Genomic DNA, 25,854 nt, shown 5'->3' on the forward strand with positions numbered 1-25,854 from the left:
AATAAAATAATCCATCTCATTTTTGCAGTACTCAAATCTGGAAAAAAATATGAAAATAATTACCAAAATAGTTTGGCGGTGTCATAGAAATCAAGCCGGGTCGCAAACTCTGCTCTAAAAAAAAATTAGATATAAATATGAATATTCTTGATAAAATAATTGAACAGAAACACGTAGAAGTTGCCGAATCGAAAAAGAAAATTTCGTTGATCGAATTAAAAGATTCCGCATTTTTTCATCGAAATACCTTTTCCCTCAAAGAAACCCTGAAATCAAAAAGCGGAATCATTGCAGAATTTAAAAGAAAGTCGCCAAGTAAAGGAATCATCAATGATAAAGCTGCTGTTTTAGACGTTGCACAATCTTACGAGAAATTTGGAGCAAGCGGAATTTCAATTTTAACAGATCATCAGTTTTTTGGCGGAAATTTAGAAGATCTCTTGAAAGTACGAAATGAAATATCAATTCCCATTTTAAGGAAAGATTTTATGATTGATGAATACCAATTTTATGAAGCAAAAGCCAACGGAGCCGATATTATTTTATTAATCGCAAGTTGCCTTTCTCCATCGCAGGTTCAGGAATTTACCGATTTGGCGCATCAATTGGGATTAGAGGTTTTGTTAGAAATCCACACCGAAGAAGAATTGAATCATTATAATAAAAACATAGATTTAGTGGGGATTAACAATCGAAATTTGAAAGATTTCAAAGTCGATTTGCAACATTCAGTGAACTTAAAAAACCTTTTACCAAGTGAAACTTTATCTGTTGCAGAAAGTGGAATTTATTCCTTGAAAGATTTTCAATTTCTTAAAGAAAAAGGATTCGACGGATTTTTAATGGGCGAATATTTTATGCGAAATGAAAACCCAATGAACAAGTTCAAAGAATTTATTGATGTGATAATGTGATAATATGATCATGGAAAATCAATCTCAAATCTTAAATCTCAAATCTCCAATTAAACTAAAAGTTTGTGGTCTTACAAAACTCGATCAAATTGTTGAATTAATGCAAATAAACATCGATTTTTTGGGGTTTATTTTTTACGAAAAATCACCACGATATGTTCTAAATGCTCTGACTTTAAATGAAATTAAATCAATTCAGCATCGTGGCAAAGTTGGTGTATTTGTAAACGAAAACATTCCTACAATTCTCGAAATCTCCGAAAAAGCAGGCTTAAATTATATTCAGCTTCACGGTGATGAAACCGATGTTTTTATTTCAGAATTAAAAGAAAAGCTAAATCAAAAAATTAAGATTATCAAAGTTTTTAGAATACCTATTGTCATTCCGAGGAACGAGGAATCTCAGAGATTCTTCACTTCGCTACTCGCCGTTCAGAATGACATTGATTATGTATTATTCGACACCGATTCTAAATCTTTTGGCGGAACCGGAAAAACCTTCGATTGGCAAATTTTGAATGAGTTAGAAATCAACATTCCTTATTTTCTAAGTGGCGGAATTTCAGAAGAAAACATTGAAAATATAAAACAATTAGAACTTCAACCTTTTGCGCTCGACATCAATTCTAAGGTTGAAATTGACCCTGGAAATAAAAACATCAACAAAATTAAAATAGTTAAAAACCTTCTCAATTGAAGCATTGAGAAACGATTAAAAAGATACAATGAAAACATATAAAAACCCTGACAAAAATGGATATTACGGCGAATTTGGTGGCGCTTTTGTGCCAGAAATGCTGTATCCAAATGTGGAAGTATTGCAAGGTCAGTATTTAGACATTATCAATTCAGAAGAATTCCAAACCGAGTTTCGTGATTTGTTGAAAAATTATGTAGGTCGCGCAACGCCACTTTATTTTTCTAAAAATTTAAGCGAGAAATACCAAACGCAGGTTTATTTAAAACGCGAAGATTTAAATCACACCGGAGCGCATAAAATAAACAATGCTTTAGGACAGGTTTTACTCGCTAAAAAACTAGGAAAAAAACGAATCATTGCAGAAACAGGAGCCGGTCAACACGGAGTTGCAACCGCGACTGCGTGCGCTTTGATGAATCTGGAATGCATCGTTTATATGGGCGAAGTAGATATCGCAAGACAAGCGCCAAATGTAGGACGAATGAAAATGTTGGGTGCTACTGTAATTCCTGCAACTTCGGGCTCGAAAACATTGAAAGATGCGGTAAATGAAGCGCTGCGTGATTGGATCAACAATGCTGCGACGACGCATTATATCATCGGAAGTGTGGTCGGTCCACATCCTTTTCCGGATTTGGTAGCACGGTTCCAAAGTGTCATTTCGGAAGAAATAAAATGGCAGTTGAAGGAAAAAATCGGGCGCGAAAATCCCGATTACGTAATCGCGTGTGTTGGTGGAGGAAGCAATGCAGCCGGAACATTTTACCATTTTGTTGATGAACCCAGCGTAAAAATTATTGCCGCAGAAGCAGGAGGTTTTGGTTTGGATTCAGGGAAATCTGCAGCGACCACTTTCCTCGGAACTTTAGGGGTTTTGCACGGAAGCAAAAGTTTGGTGATGCAAACAGAAGACGGACAAGTGATCGAGCCTCATTCGATTTCTGCAGGTTTGGATTATCCAGGAATTGGACCGTTTCATGCCCATTTATTTACGGAAAAAAGAACAGAATTTTTTAGTATTACTGATGATGAAGCCCTCAAATCAGCTTTTGAACTCACCAAAATTGAAGGGATTATTCCCGCGTTGGAATCTGCGCATGCTTTGGCAGTTTTGGAAAAGAAAAAATTTGGAAAAGAAGAAGTCGTCGTGATTTGTTTGAGCGGAAGAGGCGACAAAGATATGGAAACCTACTTGTCAAAATTATCAGTTAATTCATCTCAAATTAAATAGAAAATGAAAAAGAAACTCAACATCTATTTCACCGCCGGAATTCCCAGGTTGAATGATACTCAAGATATTTTAAAACTCATTCAAAATTCGGGGGCAGATTTCATAGAAATCGGAATGCCTTATTCTGATCCAGTTGCTGATGGACCTGTGATTCAGAAAGCTCACGAAATTGCGCTGAAAAACGGAATGACCATCGCAGCACTTTTTCACCAGCTAAAAGAGGTGAAATCTGAAATGAATATTCCGATTATTTTGATGGGATATATTAATCCTGTCCTCAGTTTCGGATTCGAAAATTTCTGCCGAGAATGCAAAGATTCCGGTGTTTCTGGTTTGATAATCCCGGATTTACCTGCCGTGGAATTTGAGAAAAATTACAGAACAATTTTAGAGAAATACCAGCAGAATTTTATCTTTTTGGTAACGCCGGAAACCTCTGATGAAAGAATAAAATATTTAGATTCGCTCTCGTCCGGATTTTTATATGCAGTCTCGAGTTCTTCTACCACAGGAAATGATGCCAAAGAAATCAACAATGAAGAATACCTGAACCGACTTGCAAATCTAGGCTTGAAAAATCCTGTGATGATTGGTTTTGGGATTAAAAATAAATCGGATTTCGATAAAGTAACCGAAAAAGCAGATGGTGGAATTATCGGTACCGCTTTTGTGAATATTTTATTGAACAATGAGAATTGGGAAGCGAAAGCTGAAGGTTTTATTCGAAGCATCATCAATTAATTGTATAAATTTGCGCGGGTAAAAAATGAAAAGCTTCTTTCTTCATTTTTAAAACAAAAGTTAAATAGGATGCTGAGTCTCGCAATAGGGATAGAAGTGGAAATCCTTTTTTGAAAAAAAAGATTGGAACGTATAGCCCGACCCGAGCGGCTGGAAAAGCATTGGAGAGGGGATTGCCCAAAAAGTAAAAATAAAATGACAGGCAGAAAGAACAGAACTTTGCATTTTCAAGAATTAGGTTTGATGGATTATGAACCAGCTTTTGAATTTCAGGAAAAATTGATGAAAGAAATCATCGATTTGAAATTGGAGAATCGCACCCGAACTGATGATGATCAGAAGCAAACCCCGAATTATTTATTGTTTGTTGAGCATCCTCATGTTTATACGATTGGGAAATCTGGGGACGAACACAATATGCTTGCGAATGCTAAAAAGTTAGAGGAAATCAATGCGACTTTTGTGAAAACGAATCGCGGTGGAGATATTACGTATCACGGTTTCGGCCAGATTGTAGGATATCCTATTTTGGATCTCGATAATTATAAATCCGACATTTTTCTCTACATGCGGAATTTGGAGGAAGTGATCATTCGCACCATTGCTGAATATGGTTTGAAAGGCGAAAGAAGTGAAGGCGAAACCGGAGTTTGGCTGGATGTCGGTAAACCTTATGCCCGAAAAATTTGTGCGTTGGGTGTGAAGACTTCAAAATGGGTGACCATGCATGGTTTTGGGTTGAATGTGAATACGGATTTGCGCTATTTCGACTATATTATTGCTTGCGGAATCAAAGATAAAGGGGTGACTTCTTTGAAAAGAGAATTAGAACGGGAATTTTCGCCAAGTGAAATGGCTGAAGTTAAAGAGAAAATTAAAAAACATTTCTGCGATGTTTTTGAAGCATCAATTATTTAAAGGATCAGGTTTTATACGCAAAAGTGCTTTTATAAAAGGAAATTCAAAAGGTTGCAAATCTTATTTTTTGCAACCTTTTGATTTTTTTTTGCCTTAATTTTTTGATTCTTTAGAGACGTTTTCCTGTGGATGTTTAACTTTCTATTTTAGTTCTTTATACGCATCTACTTTTTCGAAAGTCTTCAATTTCTGATTTTTTATTTTGTCAGAAATTAAAATTCCGGAGAGATGATCGATTTCGTGTTGCAGGATTACAGCGGTAAAACCTTCGACAATCTCTACCAATTTCTTTCCATTAAGATCAAAATATTCCAATTGAATAACGTGACTTCTATAGAAATCATCTCTGAAAACTTCGATGGATAAATCACCTTCAGGTCCTAAATGTAATACTTCTGACCGCCAAATAATTTTTGGATTAATAAAATATTCCAAAGGAGTGTTTTCTTTGTCAAATCGTTTTGCCCAAATGATATTTCAATTAATCCCCACTTGTGGCGCTGCAATTCCAACTCCGCCGAATGTTGAAATTAATGCCAATTTCATGCGGTTGACTAAAATTTTGGTGTGTTGATCTTTCGGATTTGCATCAGATGACTGGGTAAGTAAAACATGATGCTGTAAAGAATCTGAGGTTTGAAAAATAGGCAATGCTGAATTGATATTTCCCTCATTAATGCGTGAAATTTCTTGCTTTGTATATCTTTGTGAAAAAGCGAAAACAGAAAATAAGATCAATAACAAGGAAACTTTCTTCATGATTTAGAACGTTTTATATCCTTTATAAACTTGTGCAGATTTCTCCAACATTGATGCAGATTGATTTCTGAAATTCATCAAATGATCACTGCCATTGTGTTGATGATGGTGTTCATCACTTTCCCAAAGCTCCATGATAAAGAAAACACCTTTATTGGTATGGTCTTCGATTAAGTCATATTGCAGACAACCTTCTTCTTTTCGGGTTTCAAAAACTAATTTTTTTAACAATTCTAATGCGTCCATCAAATCATTTTCTTTGAATTGAAAGAGGGCGACGATATACAGGTTTTTCATAATTTTAATTTAAAGGTCAAAGATAGAAACTGTATTTTAAATTTTTGAAAAAAAAGCAATAAAATCCCTTAAAAATTCATTTTTTCCTAATGAGAAAAATTTTTATCTTTGTAAAAATCGAAATAAAAAATGGCAGAATATAAATTACTACTTCCATCGATGGGAGAGGGCGTGATGGAAGCAACGATTATCAGTTGGTTGTTCAATGAAGGAGATTCTGTAAAAGAAGATGACTCCGTTGTAGAAATTGCGACCGACAAAGTAGATTCCGACGTTCCGACCCCGGTTTCGGGGAAAATTATCAAAATCCTGAAACAGAAAGACGAAGTTGCAAAAATTGGTGAAGCAATTGCGATTTTAGAAGTAGCCGGAGCTGGTGACGAAGTGGCAAATCAACCGCAGGAACCAAAATCTGTGGAAGAAATAAAAACGGATCTTCCCCATGCAGATCCAGAAGTTGTAAAAGGCTTGGAGGCTGCAATGGAAAGTTCAAAATCATCCGGTGGTTTCGAAGGTTCTGATTTATATCTATCACCATTAGTAAAATCAATCGCACAAAACGAAAATATTTCTGACAGCGAATTGCAATCCATTAAAGGAAGTGGTTTAGAAGGAAGAATTACCAAAGAAGACATCTTGTCTTTCGTAGCAAATAGAACTGCTCCAACACCGCCACAAGCAGTTGTAGCACAAGTTTCTGTAGCAGCAACTCCTGCTCCTGCTTCTGCTGCGATTAAACTGGCGCAAGGTGACGAAATTATCCAAATGGACAGAGTTCGTAAAATCATCGCAGATGCAATGGTGAATTCCAAAAGAACTTCGCCACATGTAACTTCTTTCATTGAAACCGATGTTACCAATGTAGTAAGATGGAGAACGAAACATAAAGACATTTTCGAAAAAAGAGAAGGCGAGAAATTGACGTATATGCCAATTTTTGTTCACGCAATTGTAAAAGCAATTCAGGATTTTCCGTTGATTAATGTTTCTGTAGACGGCGACAAAATCATCAAAAAGAAAAACATCAATATTGGAATGGCAACTGCACTTCCAGATGGAAACTTGATCGTTCCCGTAATTAAAAATGCAGATCAACTGTCTCTTTCCGGCTTAGCAAAAGCGATTAACGATTTGGCGTACCGTGCAAGAAACAAGAAATTGAGACCAGAAGATACGCAAGGTGCAACCTATACCATTTCAAACGTTGGAGGCTTCGGAAACCTAATGGGAACGCCGATTATTCCACAACCTCAAGTTGCAATTTTGGCAGTTGGTGCAATTGTGAAAAAACCCGCAGTTTTAGAAACCAAAGACGGCGATGTGATTGCGATTCGTAACTTGATGTTCATGTCGCATTCTTACGATCACCGTGTAGTAGACGGTTCTTTGGGCGGAATGTTCCTGAAACACGTTCACGATTATCTACAAAACTGGGACATGAATACTGAGATTTAATTTTTAGAAGTCCACTACATAAAAGCAAACCTTTGAGAATTTCTCAAAGGTTTTTTTTAGGAGCTAAATCCCACTTTCCGCTGTATCTTTTCCTCGTCGTTCCTCCTCAAAAAAGGATGCCGCTGCAATCGGGGCTAGTTACAGCAGGATTTTTGAATAAAATTCTACCAAAATTCTTAACTTTGATTTCTAAAATTTTTACCAATATGTTTACCATCCGAAAAGCAAAACCAGAAGATAGTCCCATCATATTTGATTTGATTAAAAAACTGGCTGTTTATGAAAAATTAGGAGATGAAGTAGTGACTTCTGTAGAAGAACTTCGGGAGCAGATCTTTGAAAAAAAATTTGCACACGTCATTATTGGTGAAGAAAACGGAATTCCAGCTGGATTTGCCCTTTATTTCTATAATTTTTCCACTTTTGTGGGGAAACCTGGATTGTATTTAGAAGATCTTTATGTAGAGCCGGAACACCGCGGAAAAGGCTATGGAAAAACCCTTCTCATCGAACTCACCAAAATTGCCAAAGCAGAAAACTGTGGCAGAATGGAGTGGTCGGTTCTTAACTGGAATACCCCCGCAATAGATTTCTACAAATCATTGCAAGCAAAACCAATGGAGGAATGGTCGGTTTACCGTTTAGATCAAAAAGGAATTGCTGACTTGGCTGAATAAAAAACGACTTTTTACACATAAAAAAAGGGTGGAATTATGTTAATTTCACCCTTTTTGCTTTTGTTTAAATTTTTTTACATAATCTTCGCAACTTCTGCACAAAGCCATTCTAGCATTTCACGATCTTCTGCAGTAAATGGGTCTATCTTGTGAGAATCAATATCAATCTGACCGATATTTTCGCCATCTTTGATTATGGGAACTACGATTTCCGCTTTGGTATCTATGGAACAGCTTAAATAGTTGTCTTGTTCATGAACATCAGGAACTACAAACGTTTCATTAGAAACAGCTACTTGACCGCAAATTCCTTTTCCATAAGGGATGATCGTGTGATCAGTTGCAGCTCCAACATAAGGTCCTAAAATTAATTCTTCTTTGTCGCCGTTTTTAAAGTAAAATCCGGTCCAGTTAAAATAGGAAATTTCTTGATCGAGTAACTGACAGATTTTTTGCAGTTTTACTTCTGTATGATGATTTGGACTTTCTAAAATGGAAGAAAGACGTTTTTTTATTTCTGACATTTTTATATTTTTTAGGAAAATTGTTTTAATTTTAATTCTTCTTTGTATCCGAACATTCCTCGTTCTTTAATCATCATAGCGACATCTTCAGGTACTTGCTTTTCCCAACCACTTTCGTGATTCGCAATTTTATTTAAAATTTCACGGGAGTAAATTTCAGAAAAATTAGGATTGTAATTTTTGATATCTACAATTCTTTCGTTGAGTTTAAAATATTTATATAATTCCTTTAAATTATCGCTCACTTTTAGATTAGATGAAGTCAACATTTCATGATTTTCCGGATCTTTGTAAGGATAAAGATATACGGTCATTCCTTTTCTGAAAAATTTCCCGAAAGCTTCTAAGATTCCACCCGAGAGATTTTTGTAATAATTTTCATCAAACACATCTAAAAGATTGTTAACGCCCATTGCTACACCAATTTCTCCACTTGTATAATTGGCAAAATAATCAATCAATCGGAAATATTCGGAGAAATTAGAGATGATAACAGTATAGCCCAACTTCGCCAAAACATCTACTCTGTCTAGGAAATCGCGTTCATCAATATCTCCGGATGCTCTTAAATTGGAAATAGTAATTTCAAAAAGAACTTCTTTCTCATCGATACTGCACTCAGAATCTTTCATAAACATTTCCAGACCTTTCTCGAACATGTCAATGTTTACAAGGGTTACAGGACGAAAGCTACCACGAACAGCGAATATGTTTTTTTTGTAAAGAATATCTGCAGGTAACATATTATTTCCCTGAGGATTAAAAATTACCGCGTCGGTCATTCCATTTTTCACAAGTTGCAAACTCATCAAGCGGTTATCTACATAGGTAAAAGCTGGTCCGCTGAAATCGATCATATCAATTTCAACATTGTCTGTAGAAATATCGTCGTATAAAGATTCGATTAACCTTCTGGGATTGTCTGCATAATTGAAAGCGCCGTAAATTAAGTTAACACCAAGACCTCCAAGAGTTTCCTGCTGAAGCGTGGTGTCATTCTCATTAAATTTTACGTGAAAGACTATTTCACTATAGTCTTCTTTTTCATCGAGCTGAAATCTTAAACCAACCCAACCATGACCTTTCATGGTTTTATCAAAATTAATGGTGGTTACTGTATTGGCGTAAGAAAAGAATTTTCTTCCAGGATTATTTTCTCTCGATAAGCGTTCTTCGATCAAAGAAACTTCATAACGCAGCATTTTTCTGAGGCGATTCTGGGTTACATATCTGTTTTTGGCTTCTTTCCCATAGATCGCATCGCTAAAATCTTTGTCGTACGCGGACATCGCTTTTGCAATGGTTTGTGAAGCGCCACCTGCTCTGAAAAAATGACGAACCGTTTCCTGACCTGCACCAATCTCGGCAAAAGTTCCATAAATATCGGGATCTAAATTAATAGCTAAAGCTTTCTGTTTAGGAGTTAATTTTGGATTAATCACAAGTAATTCTTATTTTTTTGTAAATTTACCAATAATATACCAACCTCAAAAGAAATGAAGTTGAAATTTTTAGGAACAGGTACTTCACAAGGAGTTCCTGTTATTGGTTGCCACTGCGAGGTTTGCAGATCCACAGATCCAAAAGATAATCGGTTTCGGTCGTCGGCTTTGGTAAGCACAGATAACGGAGAAAAAATCCTAATCGACTGCGGTCCGGATTTTCGTACGCAGATGCTTAATAACAAAGAAGATCATGTAGATGCGGTTTTACTCACTCATGAACACAATGATCACGTTATTGGGTTAGATGATTTGCGTCCCCTTATTTTTCGCAGTAAAAAAAATATGGATTTGTACAGCAACAAAAGAGTAGGAGATGAAGTGAAAAATCGCTTTCCTTATGCTTTTGCAGACGTGAAATATCCGGGAGCACCTTCTTTTAACCTCCATGAAATTGAAGGAAATTTTAAATTATTTGATACAGAAATTATTCCGGTGGAGGTGATGCATTATAAGATTTCTGTCTTTGGATTCCGATTTAAAAACCTTGCGTACATTACCGATGCAAGTTACATTTCAGAAAAAGAAAAAGAAAAGCTAAAAAATCTTGATTATTTGATTTTGAACTGTATTCGAAAAGAAGAACTTCATCCTGCTCACTTCATCTTATCTCAGGTTTTAGAACTGTTTGAGGAACTTCAACCCAAAAAAATGTATCTCACCCATATTTCACATCATCTAGGAATTCATGCAGAAACTGAAACTGAATTGCCAAACAATGTACATTTATCTTATGATGGTTTAGAATTGGAGTTTTGATAATCAATTACTTAAAAATTTATGTGCGAAAAAGCTCCAATAATCCGTAGAATTATGGAAAATAATTTTTCTAAAATAAAAAATAATTCTATATTTGCACACCAATTTAAAAAGCCCGGTTGGCGGAATTGGTAGACGCGCTAGACTCAAACTCTAGTATCGCAAGATGTGCCGGTTCGATTCCGGCACCGGGTACCATAAACCTCTATTAATCAATAGAGGTTTTTTTGTGCTTTCTTTTTTCCACAGGTATTTTCGAATTTATTAATTTCTCACCTCACGAAATCGTTTCGGAGAAAATTGTTGATTTCCGAATATTGATTCATTTGACTTAGTATTGGGGGAAATGTAGGGCATTCAATTCCTCATTTTTGATGCATCGAAAAAATCTGCACAAAACAGAACCAAAGCAACCGCTAAAAATTAAATTTTCGATTTATTTTTTTCGTTGCTCTATACGTGAATCGATTTTTTCAAAAAAAAACCATTTACTTGTAATGCTGAAAAATGCCAAAATCACTAGGTGTCCAAAATGCAGCTTTTTGTCCAGCCACAATTAAACCATTATTTGCCCAAGTGTTGCAGGTATTCAGGAAACTATAACTGCCTTTTGCATCATAGAACGAATCGTTCTTACCATAAACGGCATTTGTTTTTATAAGAATTGTTTTGCCGTTCTGGTCATGATCAAATTTGCTTTGAATAAAATGAATCAAGGCCAAATATTGATTATGCGTTAACATTATTTTTTTACAGTCTTTCCCTTCAGTCATTTTTTCGTAAAAAGTACAGTGCATCGCCGATTCATTGAGCCAAAAAGCAGCTTTAAAAGCCGTAGAAAACTTCAAATCTGCCCAAGTTGGTGTATCCAGATAAAATCCCTTATCGCCCCAACCAATTGATAAATAATTAAAATTGGTGCTTTTAGAAATTGTATTTTCAATAGGGATTTCTTTACTCCAATCTATTTCTGCGCTTTTAATGGGAACTACCAAATCGGTGTGAACGCCATTGGTTAAAATGTACGCGGTAATATTTTTCGGCTCTTGTACCACTTTTGCCGGAACTTCAATATAGGGAATCAAAAATCCAAATATGATATAGATGACGATAAAGCCGATGATAACCCAGATTGATTTCAGAATAAGGAGGATAAATTTCTTCATTTTTCAAAAGTAATAAAATTTGTCATTAAACGCTTCGGAAAGGAAATTCCTATGGGTCTTTTAGAATTGAAGGTGTTTTTATTCCTTATTACTTAAAAATGCAATATTCCTTTCTAGGCCGGCAAATTTTGTTCTTTTTACCGGAGATTTTCGGAATATCTCTGAAAACAATTCCTGAGTGAGTTCTTTCCAGTCTTCTTTTTGGTAAGTTTTAAGAAGAGCATTGGGTTTGAATCTTTCTTGGAGATGAGGAGAAGAAAACCGATTCCAGGGACAAACATCTTGACAAATATCGCAACCGAACATCCAGTCCTCCATTTTGTTTGTAAAAGATTCAGGGATTTCATTTTTCAGTTCGATGGTTGCGTAAGAAATGCATTTGCTACCATCAATTATTTTGTCAGAGATAATCGCATTTGTGGGGCACGCTTCGATACATTTCGTACATGTTCCGCAATGATCAGTGGTTTCGTGATCTTCTATCAATTCCAGATCGCAAATGATTTCTGCCAGAAAATAAAAAGAACCGCTTTGTTTGGTGATCAGGTTTGCATTTTTTCCCACCCAACCAATTCCGGATTTTCTTGCCCAACTTCTTTCTAAAATCGGCGCCGAATCTGTAAAAACTCTACATTCAAAATCTCCGATTTCTTCTTTCAGTTCAGCAACCATTTCTTGCAAAATTTCTTTAATGATTACGTGGTAATCTTCTCCATACGCATATTTTGAAATCTTAAAGGCATTTAAAGAGGGCAATTTTTCGTCTGGAAAATAATTATAAGAAAGGGAAATAACCGATCTTGAACCTTCAACCAATACTGTAGGATCAAGTCTTTTATCAAAATGATTTTCCATGTAAGACATCTTTCCATGATAATCATTTTTAAGCCATTTTTCAAGTGCTGCAGCATCACTTTCTAAAAAGCCTGCTTTAGAAATTCCACAATTTTGAAAACCAAATTTTTTTGCTTTGGCTTTAATAAGAGTTGAATATTTTTCTGTGGTTGATTTCATCTTTGATGTTGCAAAATTAACATTATTTCATAAATTTGCTTCTACGGATTCAGAATATACAAGTTCAAATTTTAATAATTTCCAGATCAATAAATCTTAAAAAAAATAATTTATGTCTATAGAAGAAGTACTAAAAGCAGGAAACTACCATTTAATCGACGTTCGTGAACCAATGGAACTCGAAATGGATGGCAATATCGAGGAAGCGCAAAATATTCCTTTAGCCGAATTGGAAGAAAGAAAACAAGAAATCAGCAATTTAGCGGGAAATATCATTTTCTTTTGCAGAAGCGGAAACAGAAGTGGAAAAGCTGTAGAATATTTCAAATCAGAAGGAATGACCGATGTTTACAATGGCGGCGGTTACAATGACATGGTACAGCAACTAGAAAAAATGTAATATCATTTCAGCAATAGTAAAGAGTCAAATTTTCGAATTTGACTCTTTTTTTGTTAAAATTTTCAGAGCATTCATACAAATACAGTTAAAGATGTGGAAATTATTTAAATGCTTGTTTAATAATTTGTTGAATTTATTTTGTTACTAATCAATTAGTTACGCTGTTTTGGTGTTTTTAAATGGCGTTTATTTTGATTTTTGGCACGATTTTGACAAGTGATACCTCTGTAAAATTAAAAATTAAAATTTAGACATTATGAAATCAATGAAGAAAACAATCCTTGCGTTAGGATTAATGACAGTAGGTTTAGTGAGCGCACAAAATTCAGACATGAGAAATATGCTTAAAGTAGGAGTGAACGGAGGTTTTGCAGTTCCTGCTGAAAATGCATCAGCAAATATCGGTGTTGATCTTTCTTATCAAAATTTGATCACTCCAGGTTTCGGTTTAGGGATCGCAACGGGTTACAGCCACTTTTTTGGGAAAGATAACAATGGAGTCAAAAACAATGATTTCGGTGTGGTTCCTGTAGCTGCATTAATCAGAGTTTATCCAAAACAAATGGGTTTCTATTTAGGAACTGATATTGGTTACGGTTTTATCGTAGGTGATAAAAATGTTGCTTCAAATTCAACAGTAGAAAGACCTGATGGTGGTTTATACATCAAACCAGAAATAGGATACCACAACAAAGACTGGAATTTTGCGGTACAATATCAAAAAACATTTACTGGTGACAAAGGTGAGATTTTGAACCAAAAATACAGCGCAGGAGCAATCGGCGTAGGTGTTGGTTATAATATTCCATTAGGAAAATAATTTACGACTGTAAGTTTTTCAGTTTAAACAATATAGAAAACCTTCTTAAATATTTTAGGAAGGTTTTTTACTTTTTCCTACATTTTTTAAAAACAATTATTATCTTTGGTTATTAACATAAAAGAAATGGAAAACAGAAATAAATTCAAACTTTTTTTACCTGCTCTTTCAGCTGAGTGTAACAATAATATTTCGTTAATTTCTGCTGACATTCGTCGTGTCCAGACTTTTGTGGCACTTTTTGGTACCGAAAACGGAAAAGTAATTTCAAAAAAAGAACGCATTTACAATACCCGTGATTTTGCCTCAATTTCAGAAATTCTTCAACATTTTATTGCGGAAAATGACCTTGTCAATATCCAAAAAATTGCGGTGGCTGTTCCGGGACCGGTTATTGGTGGTAAAAGTGAGCCGCCTCGTTTGCCATGGAAAGTTGATGCCGCTGAAATTAGAAGAGATACGCAAATAGAAAAAGTATATCTAATCAACGATTTGGAGGCTTCTGCTTATGGATTAGAAAATGACGCTAACTCTTACCTTACGCTTCACAATTCTGATGATTTTGCTGAGGGAAATGTAGCACTTTTAGCTCCAGGCGATGGTTTAGGGGAAGCTGGATTATTTTATGATGGACAGTCATTGCGACCATTTGCAACAGAAGGTGGTCATTGTGAATTTTCTCCCCGCACCGCAGATGAGGTAGAATTTTATCAATTTCTTCAGAAAATTTATGGCATTGTAAGTTGGGAATCCGTACTTTCAGCTTCTGGCTTATTCAATATTTATCGATTTTTACGAGATGTTAAGCAACAGAAGCAACCTGAATGGTTAACTCAGGAAATAGATGCAGGCAACTTTACTGAAGCGATTATCAATGGCGCTTTGGAGCAGAGAGATCGCATTTGTAACATGACGATTGATACTTTTATTATTTTCTTAGCGCGAGAAGCAAACAGCCTTGTTTTAAAATTGAAAGCGACCGGAGGTTTGTTTTTAACAGGTGATATCCCAATAATGCTGCAGAAATTTTTGAATAACGATAAATTCTACAAAAACTTCATCATCAGTGATAAAATGGATTCTTTGCTAAAAGATATTCCAATTTATTTGGTGAATGATGTAAAAACAATCATTAATGGAGCTGCAGTTTACGCCGCTTTTTCAGAAGAGTAAACCTTCGATAACATTCTATTAACTTCGGCAATTGCTGAAGTTTTTTTATTTGAATTTTGCAGTTTTTTAAACCGACTTTTACAATGAAAAAATTATTTATTTCCCTTTTATTCTTCCTTAATATCATTCTTTTTGCACAAACTAAAACGGTTACCTTTTCAGAAATTCGGTGGAAAGGCTACAAAACTTTGAAAGCAGAATCACTTTCCCATGACGGAACCATCAAATTAAAGTCGGGAAATCTTCTTTTTAAAGACAATGAAATAACGGGCGGAAATTTTGTGATGGATATGACAACAATGGATGCCGACGATCTGAATAACAATAAAAAGCTGAAAAAAATGTTCGAAAATCACCTCAAAAGTGATGACTTTTTCGACAGTGCAAAATTTCCGGAATCAACTTTTCAAATTAAATCCCTTAAAAAGCTGAAAAATAATGATTACAATTATCAGATCAATGGAATTCTGACCATTAAAGGAATTTCTAAAAACCTTTCTTTTCCAGCTAAAATTTCTCAAGCCAACAATCAAACCACCCTTAAATCTGCAACTTTCACCTTTAATAGAAAAAACTTTGGCTTACAGTATAATATTTTTGAAGATATGCTGATCAGCAATGATGTGGAAATGAATATTACCCTCATTGCAAAGTAACTTCTTATCATACATCAATTCTTTTTTAGCATTATTGGGCTATTTTTGCATCTAATTAATAAATTAAATCAATATGAAAAAATTAGCATTATTAGCTTTGGTAATTGGAAATTTGGCGGTAGCTCAAACGAAAAAAGTAGTAGGATCCGAAGTAAATTGGTGGGGTTACAAAATTGCAAAAACAGAAGCATCTTCTCACAATGGAACCGTAAATTTGAAATCAGGAAACATCGTGATGAAAGGAAATCAAGTTGTTGGTGGTACTTTTGTTTTAGACATGGCTTCGCTTAATGCGACAGATTTAACGGGAGAATATCAAACAAAATTAAATAACCATTTGAAAAACGGTGATTTCTTCGAAGTTGAAAAATATCCAACTGCAACGTATACGATCACTTCTTTGAAAAAAAATAACGACAAAATATACAATTACATCGTTAACGGAAATCTTACCGTAAAAGGAAAAACAAGTCAGGTTTCTTTTCCGGCAAAAATTGCTAACAGCAAAGGTGTGGTAAGTTTGGTTTCCAAAAAATTTACATTTGACAGACAGAAATTTGATGTGGCTTACAAATCTACCATGCAAGACGTTTTGGTAAAAGACGATATTGATATGTTGGTGAAAGTGACCGCGAAATAATATTTCAAATAAGTAATCAAAAAGAGCAGTTTTCCCTGCTCTTTTTTTATTTTTACCAATCAGAATTTTTCTAAGTGATGATTTTTAAATTTAATATTTTCAGGTTTTTTTGATGAAAAATAAAATGAAACTTTACGTAATAAGCGGACTTGCTGCCGATTTCAAAGTTTTGGAAAGAATACAATTTCCCGATCAACTTGAAGTCGTGTTTATAGATTGGTTGATTCCTATGAAAAACGAAATTTTCGCGGATTATGTCAAAAGAATGGCTGAAAAAATTGATGTTTCAGAACCTTTTTCTTTACTCGGATATTCTTTTGGTGGAATTATCGTGCAAGAAATTGACAAAATAAAACCCGCCGAAAAAATTGTCATTCTAGGTAGCATTAAATCGGATAAAGAAAAATCAAGGTTCATTAAATTTGGAGAAATTACCAAAATCCCTCGATTTTTACCGGAAAGAATGTTCAATTTAAAATCGTTGATGATGTATTCTGTCGCGCGAAAATTAGTTGATCCCCGAAATCCAAAATTGATGCAATATGTGAAAGTAACCAATCAGTATTATCTGAAATGGAGCATCGAGCAGGTTTCAGCCTGGAAATCTGAGGTAAACCCAAAAGTGATTCAGATTTTAGGAAGCAAAGACATTGTCTTTCCTGTAAAATATTCAAAACCTGATTATGTAGTTAAAGGCGGAACGCATCTTTTTCCAGCGACGAAATATAAAGAAGTATCCAAGATTTTAAAAGAAATTTTTGATAAATAATCCGAGTTCCCGACAAAATTTCATTCCATTCAAATTTGCAATCAAGCAGAAAACAAAAATTTTTTTTTGGAATGCTTAAACGTAGCGTTTTATTAAAATAGAATTATCTTTGTCATTAATCAAAAAGGGATTTTCCCTCAGTACTCATCATTTTTCATGGAATCAATCAGTGTTTTTGAAATTATTAAGGTAGGAATCGGTCCATCAAGTTCTCATACCATGGGTCCGTGGAATGCGGCGGAAAGTTTTATTAAAAAAATTAAAACCCATCACCAACTTCAGGAGGTCACTGAAGTTTTTGTAGAATTCTTCGGGTCTCTCGCTAAAACCGGAATTGGTCATGGAACCGATATTGCAGGAATGCTCGGACTTTCTGGCGAGAATTTCAAATTAATTGATACGACCAAAATTGAGGAGAAAATTGAAGCCATCAAATCTTCAAACGTCCTTAATTTAGGTGGTGAAAAGGTAATTCCTTTTGTGTACGGTGAACATTTAATTTTAAACAAACAAAAATCTCTAGACTTTCATCCCAATGGAATGATTTTCCGCGCAGTTTTCGAAAATGGGGAAGATTTAATTCAAGATTACTATTCATTGGGTGGTGGATTTATTGCGACCCAAGAAGAAAATTCTTATGAAAAAGATTGCATCAGAACCCTTTATCCATGTCATAGTGGTGCGGCTTTAATAAAAAATATTGAAAAATTAGGTCTAGAAAAAGTCTCAGATCTTATTATTCTCAATGAAGAATCTTGGCGTACAAAGGAAGAAACCCAAAAAGAAGCCCTTTATATTTGGGATCAGATTGTAGAATGCATCTACAAAGGAGTCAATAAAGAGGGAATTCTTCCGGGAGGTTTAAAAGTTACACGTCGTGCAGCCGGTTTGAACCGAAAATTACTCGGCGACAAAATTTATAGAAATAAAGAGGAATGGTTTCAGTTATTGATCGATTCCGAGGAAAGTTTTACCAGCATCAGCAAATGGGTTTCCTGTTTTGCTTTGGCGGTGAATGAAGAAAACGCAAGTTTCGGTCGAATTATTACTGCGCCAACAAATGGTGCAAGTGGCGTGATTCCTGCAGTTTTGATGTATGCACGAGCTTTTACCCAAAATTGTACAGAAGACGATATCATCCGCTTTATTTTAGTAGCAGGCGAAATCGGAACATTGTTTAAAAAAAATGCCACCATTTCTGCAGCGATGGGCGGTTGTCAAGCGGAAGTCGGCGTTTCCTCGGCGATGGCAGCAGCTGGATTGACGGAAATAATGGGCGGAACTCCAGGTCAGGTTTTAATGGCGGCAGAAATCGCTATGGAACATCATTTGGGTCTCACTTGTGATCCGATTGCTGGTTTGGTGCAAATCCCATGTATCGAAAGAAATTCTATGGGAGCCATCAAAGCAATTACTGCCGCAAATATCGCGATCGAATCTGATCCTTTAAAAGCACGGGTTACGCTCGACGAAGTCATCCAGTCGATGTGGGAAACCGCTCAAAGCATGAACGACCGATTCAAAGAAACCTCGGAAGGTGGTTTAGCAATTGCCGTGAATGTGGCTGAATGTTAGTGTTTAAGAGGATATTTTCTGTGTAAATCGTAGGATCCTAAATTCGAGCGGTCTTGTTATGGCAATTCCTATTTCAATGATTAAGTTTCCAGAATCGATATCTTGTTGCGTCATGGTTTCATTTAAACCACATTTTACAAAATAGGCGAGCTCTGGTTTTGGTCCACAAAATGCTCCAGAATTCCATAATCCATAGCAATAATATTCAGTTTTGCTTTTTACTCGAGCGCAAGTTTGGGGCAAATTATTACTGAAAATTTCTTCTTTTAAAAGATTCGCTACTGTATATTCGATCCTGTTCACAAATCTTCTTATTGCGATATATCGATATTCAGGGTCGGTTCCGCCTAAAGTTCTGTTTCCCCAAATCAATGTTCCTCTTTCTTCAAATTTTCTCATGCAGTTAATTGCTTTTCCGCTCGGATGGATGTTGAGGGGTTCCTGTTGACGGTCATTAATAATGATTTCCGGCTGCTTGATTCGTTCTACTTTAAAATTGGCAAGTGGTCTCCAAATTCCTCTGTCCATGTCATTGATATTCGAAGCACCTGCAATCGCAGAACTTGGTGGAAGGTTTACAAAAAATTGCTGCAAACAATCCGTGTATTTTTTATAGAGAAATTCGTCGCTTTCTTTGAGGGATAGGAGTGAAAGTGTTTCACCTGATCTTTTAATTTTTACGGCTGATTCCTGATAAAGATAGTTAAAGTCGGTAACCAAATTTGGGAAAAAAGTTGCGCCAAAGGATAGATAAGGAAAAATTAGCGCTTCACGATAACTGGAAATGATGGCGTTATAGTCGTCTGCTGAAGTTTTTGGAAGATCCAATATTGCAAAACTTCGATGAGCTTTACAAAAAAGGAGTATTTTTTCTTGTAAAATATAGAAATCGGTTTCGGGCAAATTCTGGTTTTCCGGAATCGCAATTAACAGATTGTTATCTTCAGTTTCCAAGGCATCCAAACCTGCCAGTAATTCAATGGCAGAAAGGGGTTCGCCAACATTTTTGAAACTTCCAACAGAAACTATTTTGCAGGATCTACCACCTTGCTCAAAAAATATTTGGATAGCATAGTAGAGATTGTGTAATGATGAACTGCCATTAAAACCAACAGAAATAGCTTCATTTGCCGCATCACTCAAATCTGTAATTTCTATATTTTCTTCGAGTTGGGCTTTACCAAAAAACGTTTCAAAACTTTTTACGGAGTTAACAAGAGTCGGAATGAGATGGAGATTTTGGCCCTCCTGATTTTCATGCATTTCTGTATAACCAATGAAAACTGCGGTGTCGTCCTTACTTTGTGGTAAAAATGAAGAAGAAAGTTCTTGGATGTAAATCCAGGGATATTTATATTTTGCCATGATCATTTGTTTAAAGTAAAAGTAAACTATTTTAACTAAAATACAAAGCATCAATCCTTTACACGAACTTATTGATTAAAAATTTCTCATATAATGGCCATTTTTAATGACTTTCTCCAGAAATTCACAATGATCTTTTTTAAAATAAGATTTGCATTTTCGAACTTTTATTAGAAGTTCATTCAGAACAACGTACTCCGCAAAGTTACCAAATTGGAGTCCGCGCAAAAACCAATGCGTAACATGAAAGACAATTCAACAAAAACATCGTTTCAAATTAAAAGGCTCTTTTTTGTTCTAAAAAATATTTCTTTCGGGAAAAGATGATTAGTGTAAAAACGCTTCCTCAGTTCTAGAAGTCGATCCCGTAGTTGATGAAATGGCATCCGAGGACACTGAAATGGCATCCCTTGGTTCTGAAATGACATCCCTTGGTTCTGAAATGGCATCTCAAGTCGCAGAAATGGCATATCAGGTTGCAGAAATGGCATATCAGGTATCAGAGACGGTATCGCAGGTTGCAGAAATGGTATCGCAGGTCGCAGAAATGGTATCGCAGGTCGCAGAAATGTTATAACAATATTGTTTATTCATTTCTAAAATTGATAATCTATTTATTTACCTTAATGTTTATTAAATAGATAATAAAATGCAAATAATTATACGAATTTCGTGAAATAATGTTTTCTGAATTTGAGCAACTCAACAACAAATGAAAAATAGTACACCCTCATTTTTCTTCTAAAGCTTCAACCGTTTTCTGTACAACTCGAAAAAGAAAACGCGCAAGTCTTACCGAAGAATTCCTCTTATTTTATTGGCATTTCTAATCAGTTCTTCTAATAATTCATCATTGTCTTTTTCCAAAGCGGATTTGAATTTTCGAAGTTGCGAGATGTGTTCATTCAAAACATCCAACACATTTTCTTTGTTTTGTTTAAAAATGGGAACCCACATTTCCGGATGAGATTTCGCCAAACGAACCGTGCTCGAAAAACCCGAACTCGCCAACTGAAAAATGGTGTCTTCTTCTCTTTCCTTTTCCAAAACCGTGTTTGCAAGGGCGTAAGAAGTGATATGCGAAATATGAGAAATATAAGCAGTGTGAATATCGTGATCTGCAGCTTTCATGTAAATGAGGTGCATTTCTAGATTTTCTGCTACCATCTCAACCATTTTTAAAGCATCATCTGCAGAGTTTTCACGGTCGCAAATAACCCCTGCTTTTCCTGCAAAACTTTCTCCAGTTGCAGATTCTGGTCCAGAATTTTCTGTTCCCCACATCGGATGAAATGCTACAAAGCGACTTCTGTTGGGATGGTTATCGATGATAGTTACAATTCCTTCTTTGGTGGAACCTACGTCCATAAAGGTTTTGCCAGGTTCTGCTAAATCCAAAACCTTCGATATCATTTTGCGCGTCGCATCCACCGGAATTGCAATGATAATAAGATCAGAATTTGAAACGGCCACTTCTAAAGTCGCTATTTCGTCGATAATTCCTAATTCTTTTGCTTCTTCTAAATGTTTAAGATTTTGGTCAACCCCATAAATATAGGAAGCAAAACCTTTTGCTTTTAATTTGAGCGCCATAGAGCCCCCAATTAATCCGACACCAATGAGTGTGATTTTCATTTAAATAAATGTATAGGAAAAGTAAATGAGAATTTATCTCAATTTTTTTAAAGTATTAAACGTGGCTTCATCTTTACATTTTTGGAAATGTACTTCGTACCGTGGATTTTTTTCAGGATAAAGCAACACGTATTCTGGGCAAGGTTTTTTTTGCGCTTGACTTCGGTCAAAATCAATTGTTGCGTTTTTGATGATGCTGTCTTTCAAAAATTTTTCGTCTATTTTTTCAACTTCCATTTCTTGCGAAAAAGCAGGAGAATAAACCATTTTTTTAGAAAGTGTTTCTGCAATTACCCGCGAATTCGGAAGATAACCACTGCAACTTGCGCCTTTTTTGTTGAGAATAAAAAATACCAAAAGTAATCCGGGAACCAATCCGATAAAGAAAAATTTGAGCTTCCTCATTTAGAAAATTAAAAGGTTGATGTCGTGGTAAGTAAGATCAAACCGATCGCAGATGATCTTTTTGGTGTGGCGACCTTTGTACATATACAGGGTATGTTTCATTTCGTTTTTGCGAACCAACATGTTGTCGAAACCTCCCTCTTCATCGTAATTTAAGAGATAACTTAAGAAGAAATTAGAAATTGCTTTGGTGGTTGTTCTCGGCATTTTAGACGTTAGATTGGGTAAACCGCAGTGAATTACACCATGTTTGATGATATACGGATTTTCCATATCGGTCAGTTCTGAAGTTTCAATCACTTTTCCGTTGTCGATGGTTACATCAATAATGACGCTGCCTTTTTTCATTTTCGACACCATTTCTTCCGTAACAATTGGTGCTAAACTTATTTTAGAAAGCGCACCGATTACGACATCAGCTCTTTTCAAACATTTCCCCAATTCTTTCGGATCGATGATTGAAGTAGGAACTCTTCCATCTACCATCATGTGTAGGCGACGAAGTTTGGAAAGGGAATTATCAAAAACTTTTACGCTTGCTCCTAAACCAATCGCTGCTTTAGTGGCAAATTCACCTACAATTCCGGCTCCTAAAATAACCACTTCGGTTGGTCGAACTCCTGTAATTCCACCCAACATTAAACCGTTTGAAAGGGCTAAAAGTTCGGCTGCATAAAGCACAGAAATATTTCCTGCAATTTCGCCAATCAATCGTACCAATGAAAGTTGTTTGTATTCATCGACAATAAATTCAAAAGCGATTGCATTGACTTTCTTTTCAGATAATTTTTTGAAATATTCTTTGTCGCGTAAATTAATTTGTAGGGCAGAAACCAAATACGTGCAAGGTTTCAAAAACTCGATCTCGTCGGTCGTTGGTGGATTTATTTTTAGAACCAAATCCTGCCCAAAAGCTTCTTTCGGATCGTAAGTGATTTTTGCACCAGATTCGGAATATTGCAAATCGGTATAAAATGAACCTTCACCGGCACCAGTTTCTACAATTACTTCGTGCCCGTGCGAAACCAAAACTTGCACCGCATCGGGAGTTAGGCAAGTTCGGCGCTCATTGAGACATGTTTCTTTCGGAACTCCGATGCTAAATTGTTTGCCTTTTTTTACAATTTCCAGTTTTTCTTCTTGTGGCATTAATTCCTGTTCAGAAAAAGGAGTGAAAATATTCGTACTGCTCATTATTTATAAATTATTACCTGCCATTACAGGGAGTTTAATTGATTATACAGACTAAAATAAAGGTACAAAGATACAATCATTTCAGTATTAATTACTTTAAATTATCTGAAATTGATGATCCGATCCTCACCACCAACCTCGATTTTTAATTCGTGGTGTGGAAAATCTGCAAGTTCCTTTTCATAGATTTCTGGCCATTCGATAATGCATAGAAAACTGTTGTCTAGATATTCTTCGATCCCGATGTCATAAACTTCATCGATGCTTTTCATTCGGTATAAATCGAAATGGAAAATAATCCCCTTCGGAGAATCATATTCGTTGACAATCGCATAAGTAGGAGAGGATACTTCATCTGTACTCCCTAAATTTCTTAAAAGATGTTGCGTAAAAGTAGTTTTTCCTGCTCCGAGATTTCCCTTTAGTAGTAAGATAGGATGTTGAAATTGGGGCAGAATTTCATCAATGATGGTTTGCCAATCTTCAACTTTATTGATTTTACTTTGCATGTTTATTCTGAATATTTTTTCAAATTTATAACAAAAAATTAGAACCATAGAACCAAGAACCACCCACCGACAACCAAACTTTTTTGTATTTTTACCAAATGATTTCCAAGCAAACGATTGATAAAATATTTTCTACGATTCGAGTAGAAGAAATCATCGGTGAATATGTGCAACTGAAAAGAGCAGGGTCTAACTTTAAAGGTTTGAGCCCTTTTCATGATGAAAAATCGCCAAGTTTTATCGTCTCGCCGAGCAAACAGATCTGGAAAGATTTCTCGAGTGGAAAAGGAGGTACAGCGATTTCTTTTCTGATGGAAATCGAGAGTTTTACGTATCCGGAAGCACTTCGGCATGCCGCGAAAAAATACGGAATCGAAATTGAAGAAGATCTTCGCCAACAAACCCCGGAACAGAAACAATCGCAAACCGACAAGGAACTGCTTTACAAAATTCACGAGGTTGCGAATGATTTTTTTCAGGAACAGATGTTTAACACGGATGAAGGAAAAACCATTGCCTATTCTTACTTTAAAGAAAGAGAATTGCGCGATGAAATTATCCGGAAGTTTCAGCTGGGTTATTCGCCAGAACAGAAAAATTCTTTTACAGAATTCGCTTTAGAAAAGGGATACTCCAAAGAAATTCTGGAAAAATCTGGACTCTCCATCTTCCCCGAAAACTCCCCGAATGGAATTGACCGCTTTCGGGAAAGAGTAATTTTTCCGATTCACAGTTTTTCGGGAAGAGTTTTAGGTTTTGGAGCCAGAATTCTAAAAAATAATGTAAAAACTGCGAAATATTTAAATTCTCCGGAGACGGAAATTTATCATAAATCCCAAGTTCTTTATGGCTTAAATCAGGGAAAACAAGCGATTTCTAAAAATAATCTTTGCCTTTTGGTAGAAGGTTATATGGATGTAATCGCGCTTCACCAAAGCGGAATTGAACATGTAGTTTCAAGTTCCGGTACTGCTTTGACCGTGGAACAGATTAAACTCATCAAACGGCTTACCGAAAACGTAACCATTCTTTTTGATGGTGATGCAGCTGGAATTAAAGCCAGTTTCCGAAGCATCGATATGCTGCTTTCGGAGTCGATGAATATTCGGGTTTTGCTCTTTCCTGATGGTGATGATCCGGATTCTTTTTCCAGAAAGCATCCGCAGGATTATGTAGAAAAATTTATTAAAAATGAAGCGAAGGATTTCATCGATTTTAAAGCTGAAATCTTACTGAAAGACGCAGGAAGTGATCCTATTCGAAAAGCAGAAGCAATTCGCGACATCGTAAAATCGGTAGCTTTTGTTCAAAATGCGTTGAAACAGGAAGTTTATTTGAAGGAAGTTTCTAATAAATTCGGACTTTCGGAACAGTCACTTTTTAATGAGTTGAATGTTCAGAAACAGCTGCAGAAACAGCATGTTTCTCCGCAACAAAGACAGGAAACCCAGATTCAACCCAAGCTTGAAAAAGTGGTTGAATTTTCGCAAAATATTGATCCTCTATTAATTTTAGAGGAAAAATTGGTAGAACTCATGCTAAAGTACGGTGACCTCGTTTTAGACAGGCAAGATGAGGAAAGCAATCAATATCAAATCACAGTCATCGAAGAAATAATCGGTCATTTTCAGGAAGACGATTATGAAATTCAGTCCGAAATCAACAGAAAAATAGTTGAAGAAATAAAGCAGGGAATTACTGAAAACGAACTTCGATCGGGGAATTTTTTCATGACTTTGATGGACGAAAATATTTCAGGAAAGATTGCCGATGCTTTGTTGAATCCCCACGAAAACAGTGATTGGGGAAAACATCAAATTTTTTTCAGTACGGAAGAAGAAGTAGTTCCGAAAATTGTTCAGGATGTAATCTTTCGGCACAAAAGAGAATTTGTGATGAAAATTATCAATATGATGAAAAATGAACTCTCTGCAACTGAAAATAATGATGAAACCTATAAAAAAATCATTAATCTAAACCAATTGAGAAAGGAACTCGACGAGAAATTGTTTCGGGTTTTATAATATGAATAAAAATCGTTTCAATAAAAATTTTA

The 25,854-nt window shown here is 35.7% G+C and carries 27 protein-coding genes, 1 tRNA gene and 1 pseudogene; 18 read left to right on the plus strand and 11 right to left on the minus strand.

Annotation, left to right across the window (positions count from 1 at the left end; all coding sequences use genetic code 11):
• The first annotated feature begins 137 nt into the window (after positions 1-137).
• The 5 genes from trpC (at position 138) to lipB (ending at position 4,504) form a co-directional block, all read left to right on the plus strand.
• On the plus strand, positions 138-914 hold the full coding sequence (trpC, locus tag BW932_RS03650; protein ID WP_076385496.1) for an indole-3-glycerol phosphate synthase TrpC: 777 nt from the start codon (positions 138-140) through the stop codon (positions 912-914).
• Positions 915-924: 10 nt separating this feature from the next.
• Entirely contained in the window at positions 925-1,611 is a 687-nt protein-coding gene (locus BW932_RS03655; RefSeq protein WP_076385986.1) for a phosphoribosylanthranilate isomerase, read from the plus strand.
• Positions 1,612-1,639: 28 nt separating this feature from the next.
• Positions 1,640-2,845, plus strand: a complete 1,206-nt coding sequence (trpB, locus tag BW932_RS03660; protein ID WP_076385498.1) for a tryptophan synthase subunit beta — start codon at positions 1,640-1,642, stop codon at positions 2,843-2,845.
• Between the two features lie 3 nt (positions 2,846-2,848).
• Positions 2,849-3,586: a tryptophan synthase subunit alpha gene (gene trpA / locus BW932_RS03665; protein ID WP_076385500.1), complete on the plus strand. Its 738-nt coding sequence runs from the start codon at positions 2,849-2,851 to the stop codon at positions 3,584-3,586.
• Between the two features lie 195 nt (positions 3,587-3,781).
• The gene (gene lipB / locus BW932_RS03675; RefSeq protein WP_076385504.1) at positions 3,782-4,504 is read left to right on the plus strand and encodes a lipoyl(octanoyl) transferase LipB; all 723 of its coding nucleotides are present in this window, start codon (positions 3,782-3,784) and stop codon (positions 4,502-4,504) included.
• A gap of 141 nt (positions 4,505-4,645) precedes the next feature.
• Here lipB and BW932_RS03680 read toward each other — a convergent pair.
• Both BW932_RS03680 and BW932_RS03685 read right to left on the minus strand, forming a co-directional pair.
• Positions 4,646-5,263 (minus strand): annotated as a pseudogene (locus tag BW932_RS03680) (peptide deformylase).
• 3 nt (positions 5,264-5,266) lie between these two features.
• Positions 5,267-5,560 (minus strand): putative quinol monooxygenase, encoded by a 294-nt coding sequence (locus BW932_RS03685; RefSeq protein WP_076385506.1) that lies wholly within the window; start codon positions 5,558-5,560, stop codon positions 5,267-5,269.
• Positions 5,561-5,689: 129 nt separating this feature from the next.
• On the opposite strand from BW932_RS03685, the gene BW932_RS03690 reads away from it, so the two are divergent.
• Together BW932_RS03690 and BW932_RS03695 are read left to right on the plus strand one after the other, a co-directional pair.
• Complete coding sequence (locus BW932_RS03690) at positions 5,690-7,015, plus strand: dihydrolipoamide acetyltransferase family protein (protein ID WP_076385508.1); 1,326 nt, start codon at positions 5,690-5,692, stop codon at positions 7,013-7,015.
• Between the two features lie 206 nt (positions 7,016-7,221).
• Positions 7,222-7,692 (plus strand): GNAT family N-acetyltransferase, encoded by a 471-nt coding sequence (locus BW932_RS03695; protein ID WP_076385988.1) that lies wholly within the window; start codon positions 7,222-7,224, stop codon positions 7,690-7,692.
• Positions 7,693-7,766: 74 nt separating this feature from the next.
• Here the strand turns inward: BW932_RS03695 and BW932_RS03700 are convergent, their stop codons facing one another.
• Complete coding sequence (locus BW932_RS03700) at positions 7,767-8,216, minus strand: GAF domain-containing protein (RefSeq protein WP_076385511.1); 450 nt, start codon at positions 8,214-8,216, stop codon at positions 7,767-7,769.
• Between the two features lie 11 nt (positions 8,217-8,227).
• Positions 8,228-9,655, minus strand: a complete 1,428-nt coding sequence (locus BW932_RS03705; RefSeq protein WP_076385990.1) for a nicotinate-nucleotide adenylyltransferase — start codon at positions 9,653-9,655, stop codon at positions 8,228-8,230.
• A gap of 57 nt (positions 9,656-9,712) precedes the next feature.
• Between BW932_RS03705 and BW932_RS03710 the strand changes: the two genes are divergently transcribed.
• Both BW932_RS03710 and BW932_RS03715 read left to right on the plus strand, forming a co-directional pair.
• Entirely contained in the window at positions 9,713-10,477 is a 765-nt protein-coding gene (locus tag BW932_RS03710; RefSeq protein WP_076385513.1) for an MBL fold metallo-hydrolase, read from the plus strand.
• 113 nt (positions 10,478-10,590) lie between these two features.
• Positions 10,591-10,675, plus strand: a tRNA-Leu gene (locus tag BW932_RS03715).
• A 290-nt stretch (positions 10,676-10,965) separates the two neighbouring features.
• On the opposite strand, the gene BW932_RS03720 is transcribed toward BW932_RS03715, so the two are convergent.
• Together BW932_RS03720 and queG are read right to left on the minus strand one after the other, a co-directional pair.
• A complete protein-coding gene (locus BW932_RS03720) occupies positions 10,966-11,643 on the minus strand; it encodes a TIGR02117 family protein (RefSeq protein WP_076385515.1) in 678 nt (225 codons plus the stop codon).
• A 78-nt stretch (positions 11,644-11,721) separates the two neighbouring features.
• The gene (queG, locus tag BW932_RS03725; protein ID WP_076385517.1) at positions 11,722-12,657 is read right to left on the minus strand and encodes a tRNA epoxyqueuosine(34) reductase QueG; all 936 of its coding nucleotides are present in this window, start codon (positions 12,655-12,657) and stop codon (positions 11,722-11,724) included.
• Between the two features lie 112 nt (positions 12,658-12,769).
• On the opposite strand from queG, the gene BW932_RS03730 reads away from it, so the two are divergent.
• From BW932_RS03730 to BW932_RS03760, 7 genes are all read left to right on the plus strand, one after another.
• On the plus strand, positions 12,770-13,057 hold the full coding sequence (locus BW932_RS03730; RefSeq protein WP_076385519.1) for a rhodanese-like domain-containing protein: 288 nt from the start codon (positions 12,770-12,772) through the stop codon (positions 13,055-13,057).
• Between the two features lie 256 nt (positions 13,058-13,313).
• On the plus strand, positions 13,314-13,877 hold the full coding sequence (locus BW932_RS03735; protein ID WP_076385521.1) for a hypothetical protein: 564 nt from the start codon (positions 13,314-13,316) through the stop codon (positions 13,875-13,877).
• 126 nt (positions 13,878-14,003) lie between these two features.
• Complete coding sequence (locus BW932_RS03740; RefSeq protein ID WP_076385523.1) at positions 14,004-15,050, plus strand: glucokinase; 1,047 nt, start codon at positions 14,004-14,006, stop codon at positions 15,048-15,050.
• An 83-nt stretch (positions 15,051-15,133) separates the two neighbouring features.
• Complete coding sequence (locus BW932_RS03745) at positions 15,134-15,706, plus strand: YceI family protein (protein ID WP_076385525.1); 573 nt, start codon at positions 15,134-15,136, stop codon at positions 15,704-15,706.
• A 73-nt stretch (positions 15,707-15,779) separates the two neighbouring features.
• Positions 15,780-16,346 (plus strand): YceI family protein, encoded by a 567-nt coding sequence (locus BW932_RS03750; RefSeq protein WP_076385527.1) that lies wholly within the window; start codon positions 15,780-15,782, stop codon positions 16,344-16,346.
• A 124-nt stretch (positions 16,347-16,470) separates the two neighbouring features.
• Positions 16,471-17,115 carry a hypothetical protein gene (locus BW932_RS03755; RefSeq protein WP_076385992.1) on the plus strand — a complete coding sequence of 215 codons (645 nt, stop codon included), beginning with the start codon at positions 16,471-16,473 and terminating at the stop codon, positions 17,113-17,115.
• A 156-nt stretch (positions 17,116-17,271) separates the two neighbouring features.
• Positions 17,272-18,690: an L-serine ammonia-lyase gene (locus BW932_RS03760; RefSeq protein ID WP_076385529.1), complete on the plus strand. Its 1,419-nt coding sequence runs from the start codon at positions 17,272-17,274 to the stop codon at positions 18,688-18,690.
• Between the two features lie 3 nt (positions 18,691-18,693).
• On the opposite strand, the gene BW932_RS03765 is transcribed toward BW932_RS03760, so the two are convergent.
• Entirely contained in the window at positions 18,694-20,055 is a 1,362-nt protein-coding gene (locus BW932_RS03765) for a phage tail sheath family protein (RefSeq protein ID WP_159436417.1), read from the minus strand.
• 442 nt (positions 20,056-20,497) lie between these two features.
• Between BW932_RS03765 and BW932_RS14435 the strand changes: the two genes are divergently transcribed.
• Entirely contained in the window at positions 20,498-20,632 is a 135-nt protein-coding gene (locus BW932_RS14435) for a hypothetical protein (RefSeq protein WP_262493344.1), read from the plus strand.
• 215 nt (positions 20,633-20,847) lie between these two features.
• On the opposite strand, the gene BW932_RS03775 is transcribed toward BW932_RS14435, so the two are convergent.
• The 4 genes from BW932_RS03775 to tsaE all read right to left on the minus strand — a co-directional run bounded on the left by BW932_RS03775 (position 20,848) and on the right by tsaE (position 23,798).
• Entirely contained in the window at positions 20,848-21,690 is an 843-nt protein-coding gene (locus BW932_RS03775) for a prephenate dehydrogenase (RefSeq protein WP_076385535.1), read from the minus strand.
• 33 nt (positions 21,691-21,723) lie between these two features.
• Positions 21,724-22,095, minus strand: coding sequence for a hypothetical protein (locus tag BW932_RS03780; RefSeq protein ID WP_076385537.1), 372 nt, complete (start codon positions 22,093-22,095; stop codon positions 21,724-21,726).
• Positions 22,096-23,289 (minus strand): alanine dehydrogenase, encoded by a 1,194-nt coding sequence (locus tag BW932_RS03785; protein ID WP_076385539.1) that lies wholly within the window; start codon positions 23,287-23,289, stop codon positions 22,096-22,098.
• Between the two features lie 101 nt (positions 23,290-23,390).
• A complete protein-coding gene (gene tsaE, locus BW932_RS03790; protein WP_076385541.1) occupies positions 23,391-23,798 on the minus strand; it encodes a tRNA (adenosine(37)-N6)-threonylcarbamoyltransferase complex ATPase subunit type 1 TsaE in 408 nt (135 codons plus the stop codon).
• A 98-nt stretch (positions 23,799-23,896) separates the two neighbouring features.
• Here tsaE and dnaG point away from each other — a divergent pair, with 98 nt between their 5' ends.
• Positions 23,897-25,822 (plus strand): DNA primase, encoded by a 1,926-nt coding sequence (gene dnaG / locus BW932_RS03795; protein ID WP_076385542.1) that lies wholly within the window; start codon positions 23,897-23,899, stop codon positions 25,820-25,822.
• Positions 25,823-25,854: the final 32 nt, after the last annotated feature.

Source organism: Kaistella chaponensis, from assembly GCF_900156725.1.
GTDB classification, from domain to species: Bacteria; Bacteroidota; Bacteroidia; order Flavobacteriales; family Weeksellaceae; genus Kaistella; species Kaistella chaponensis.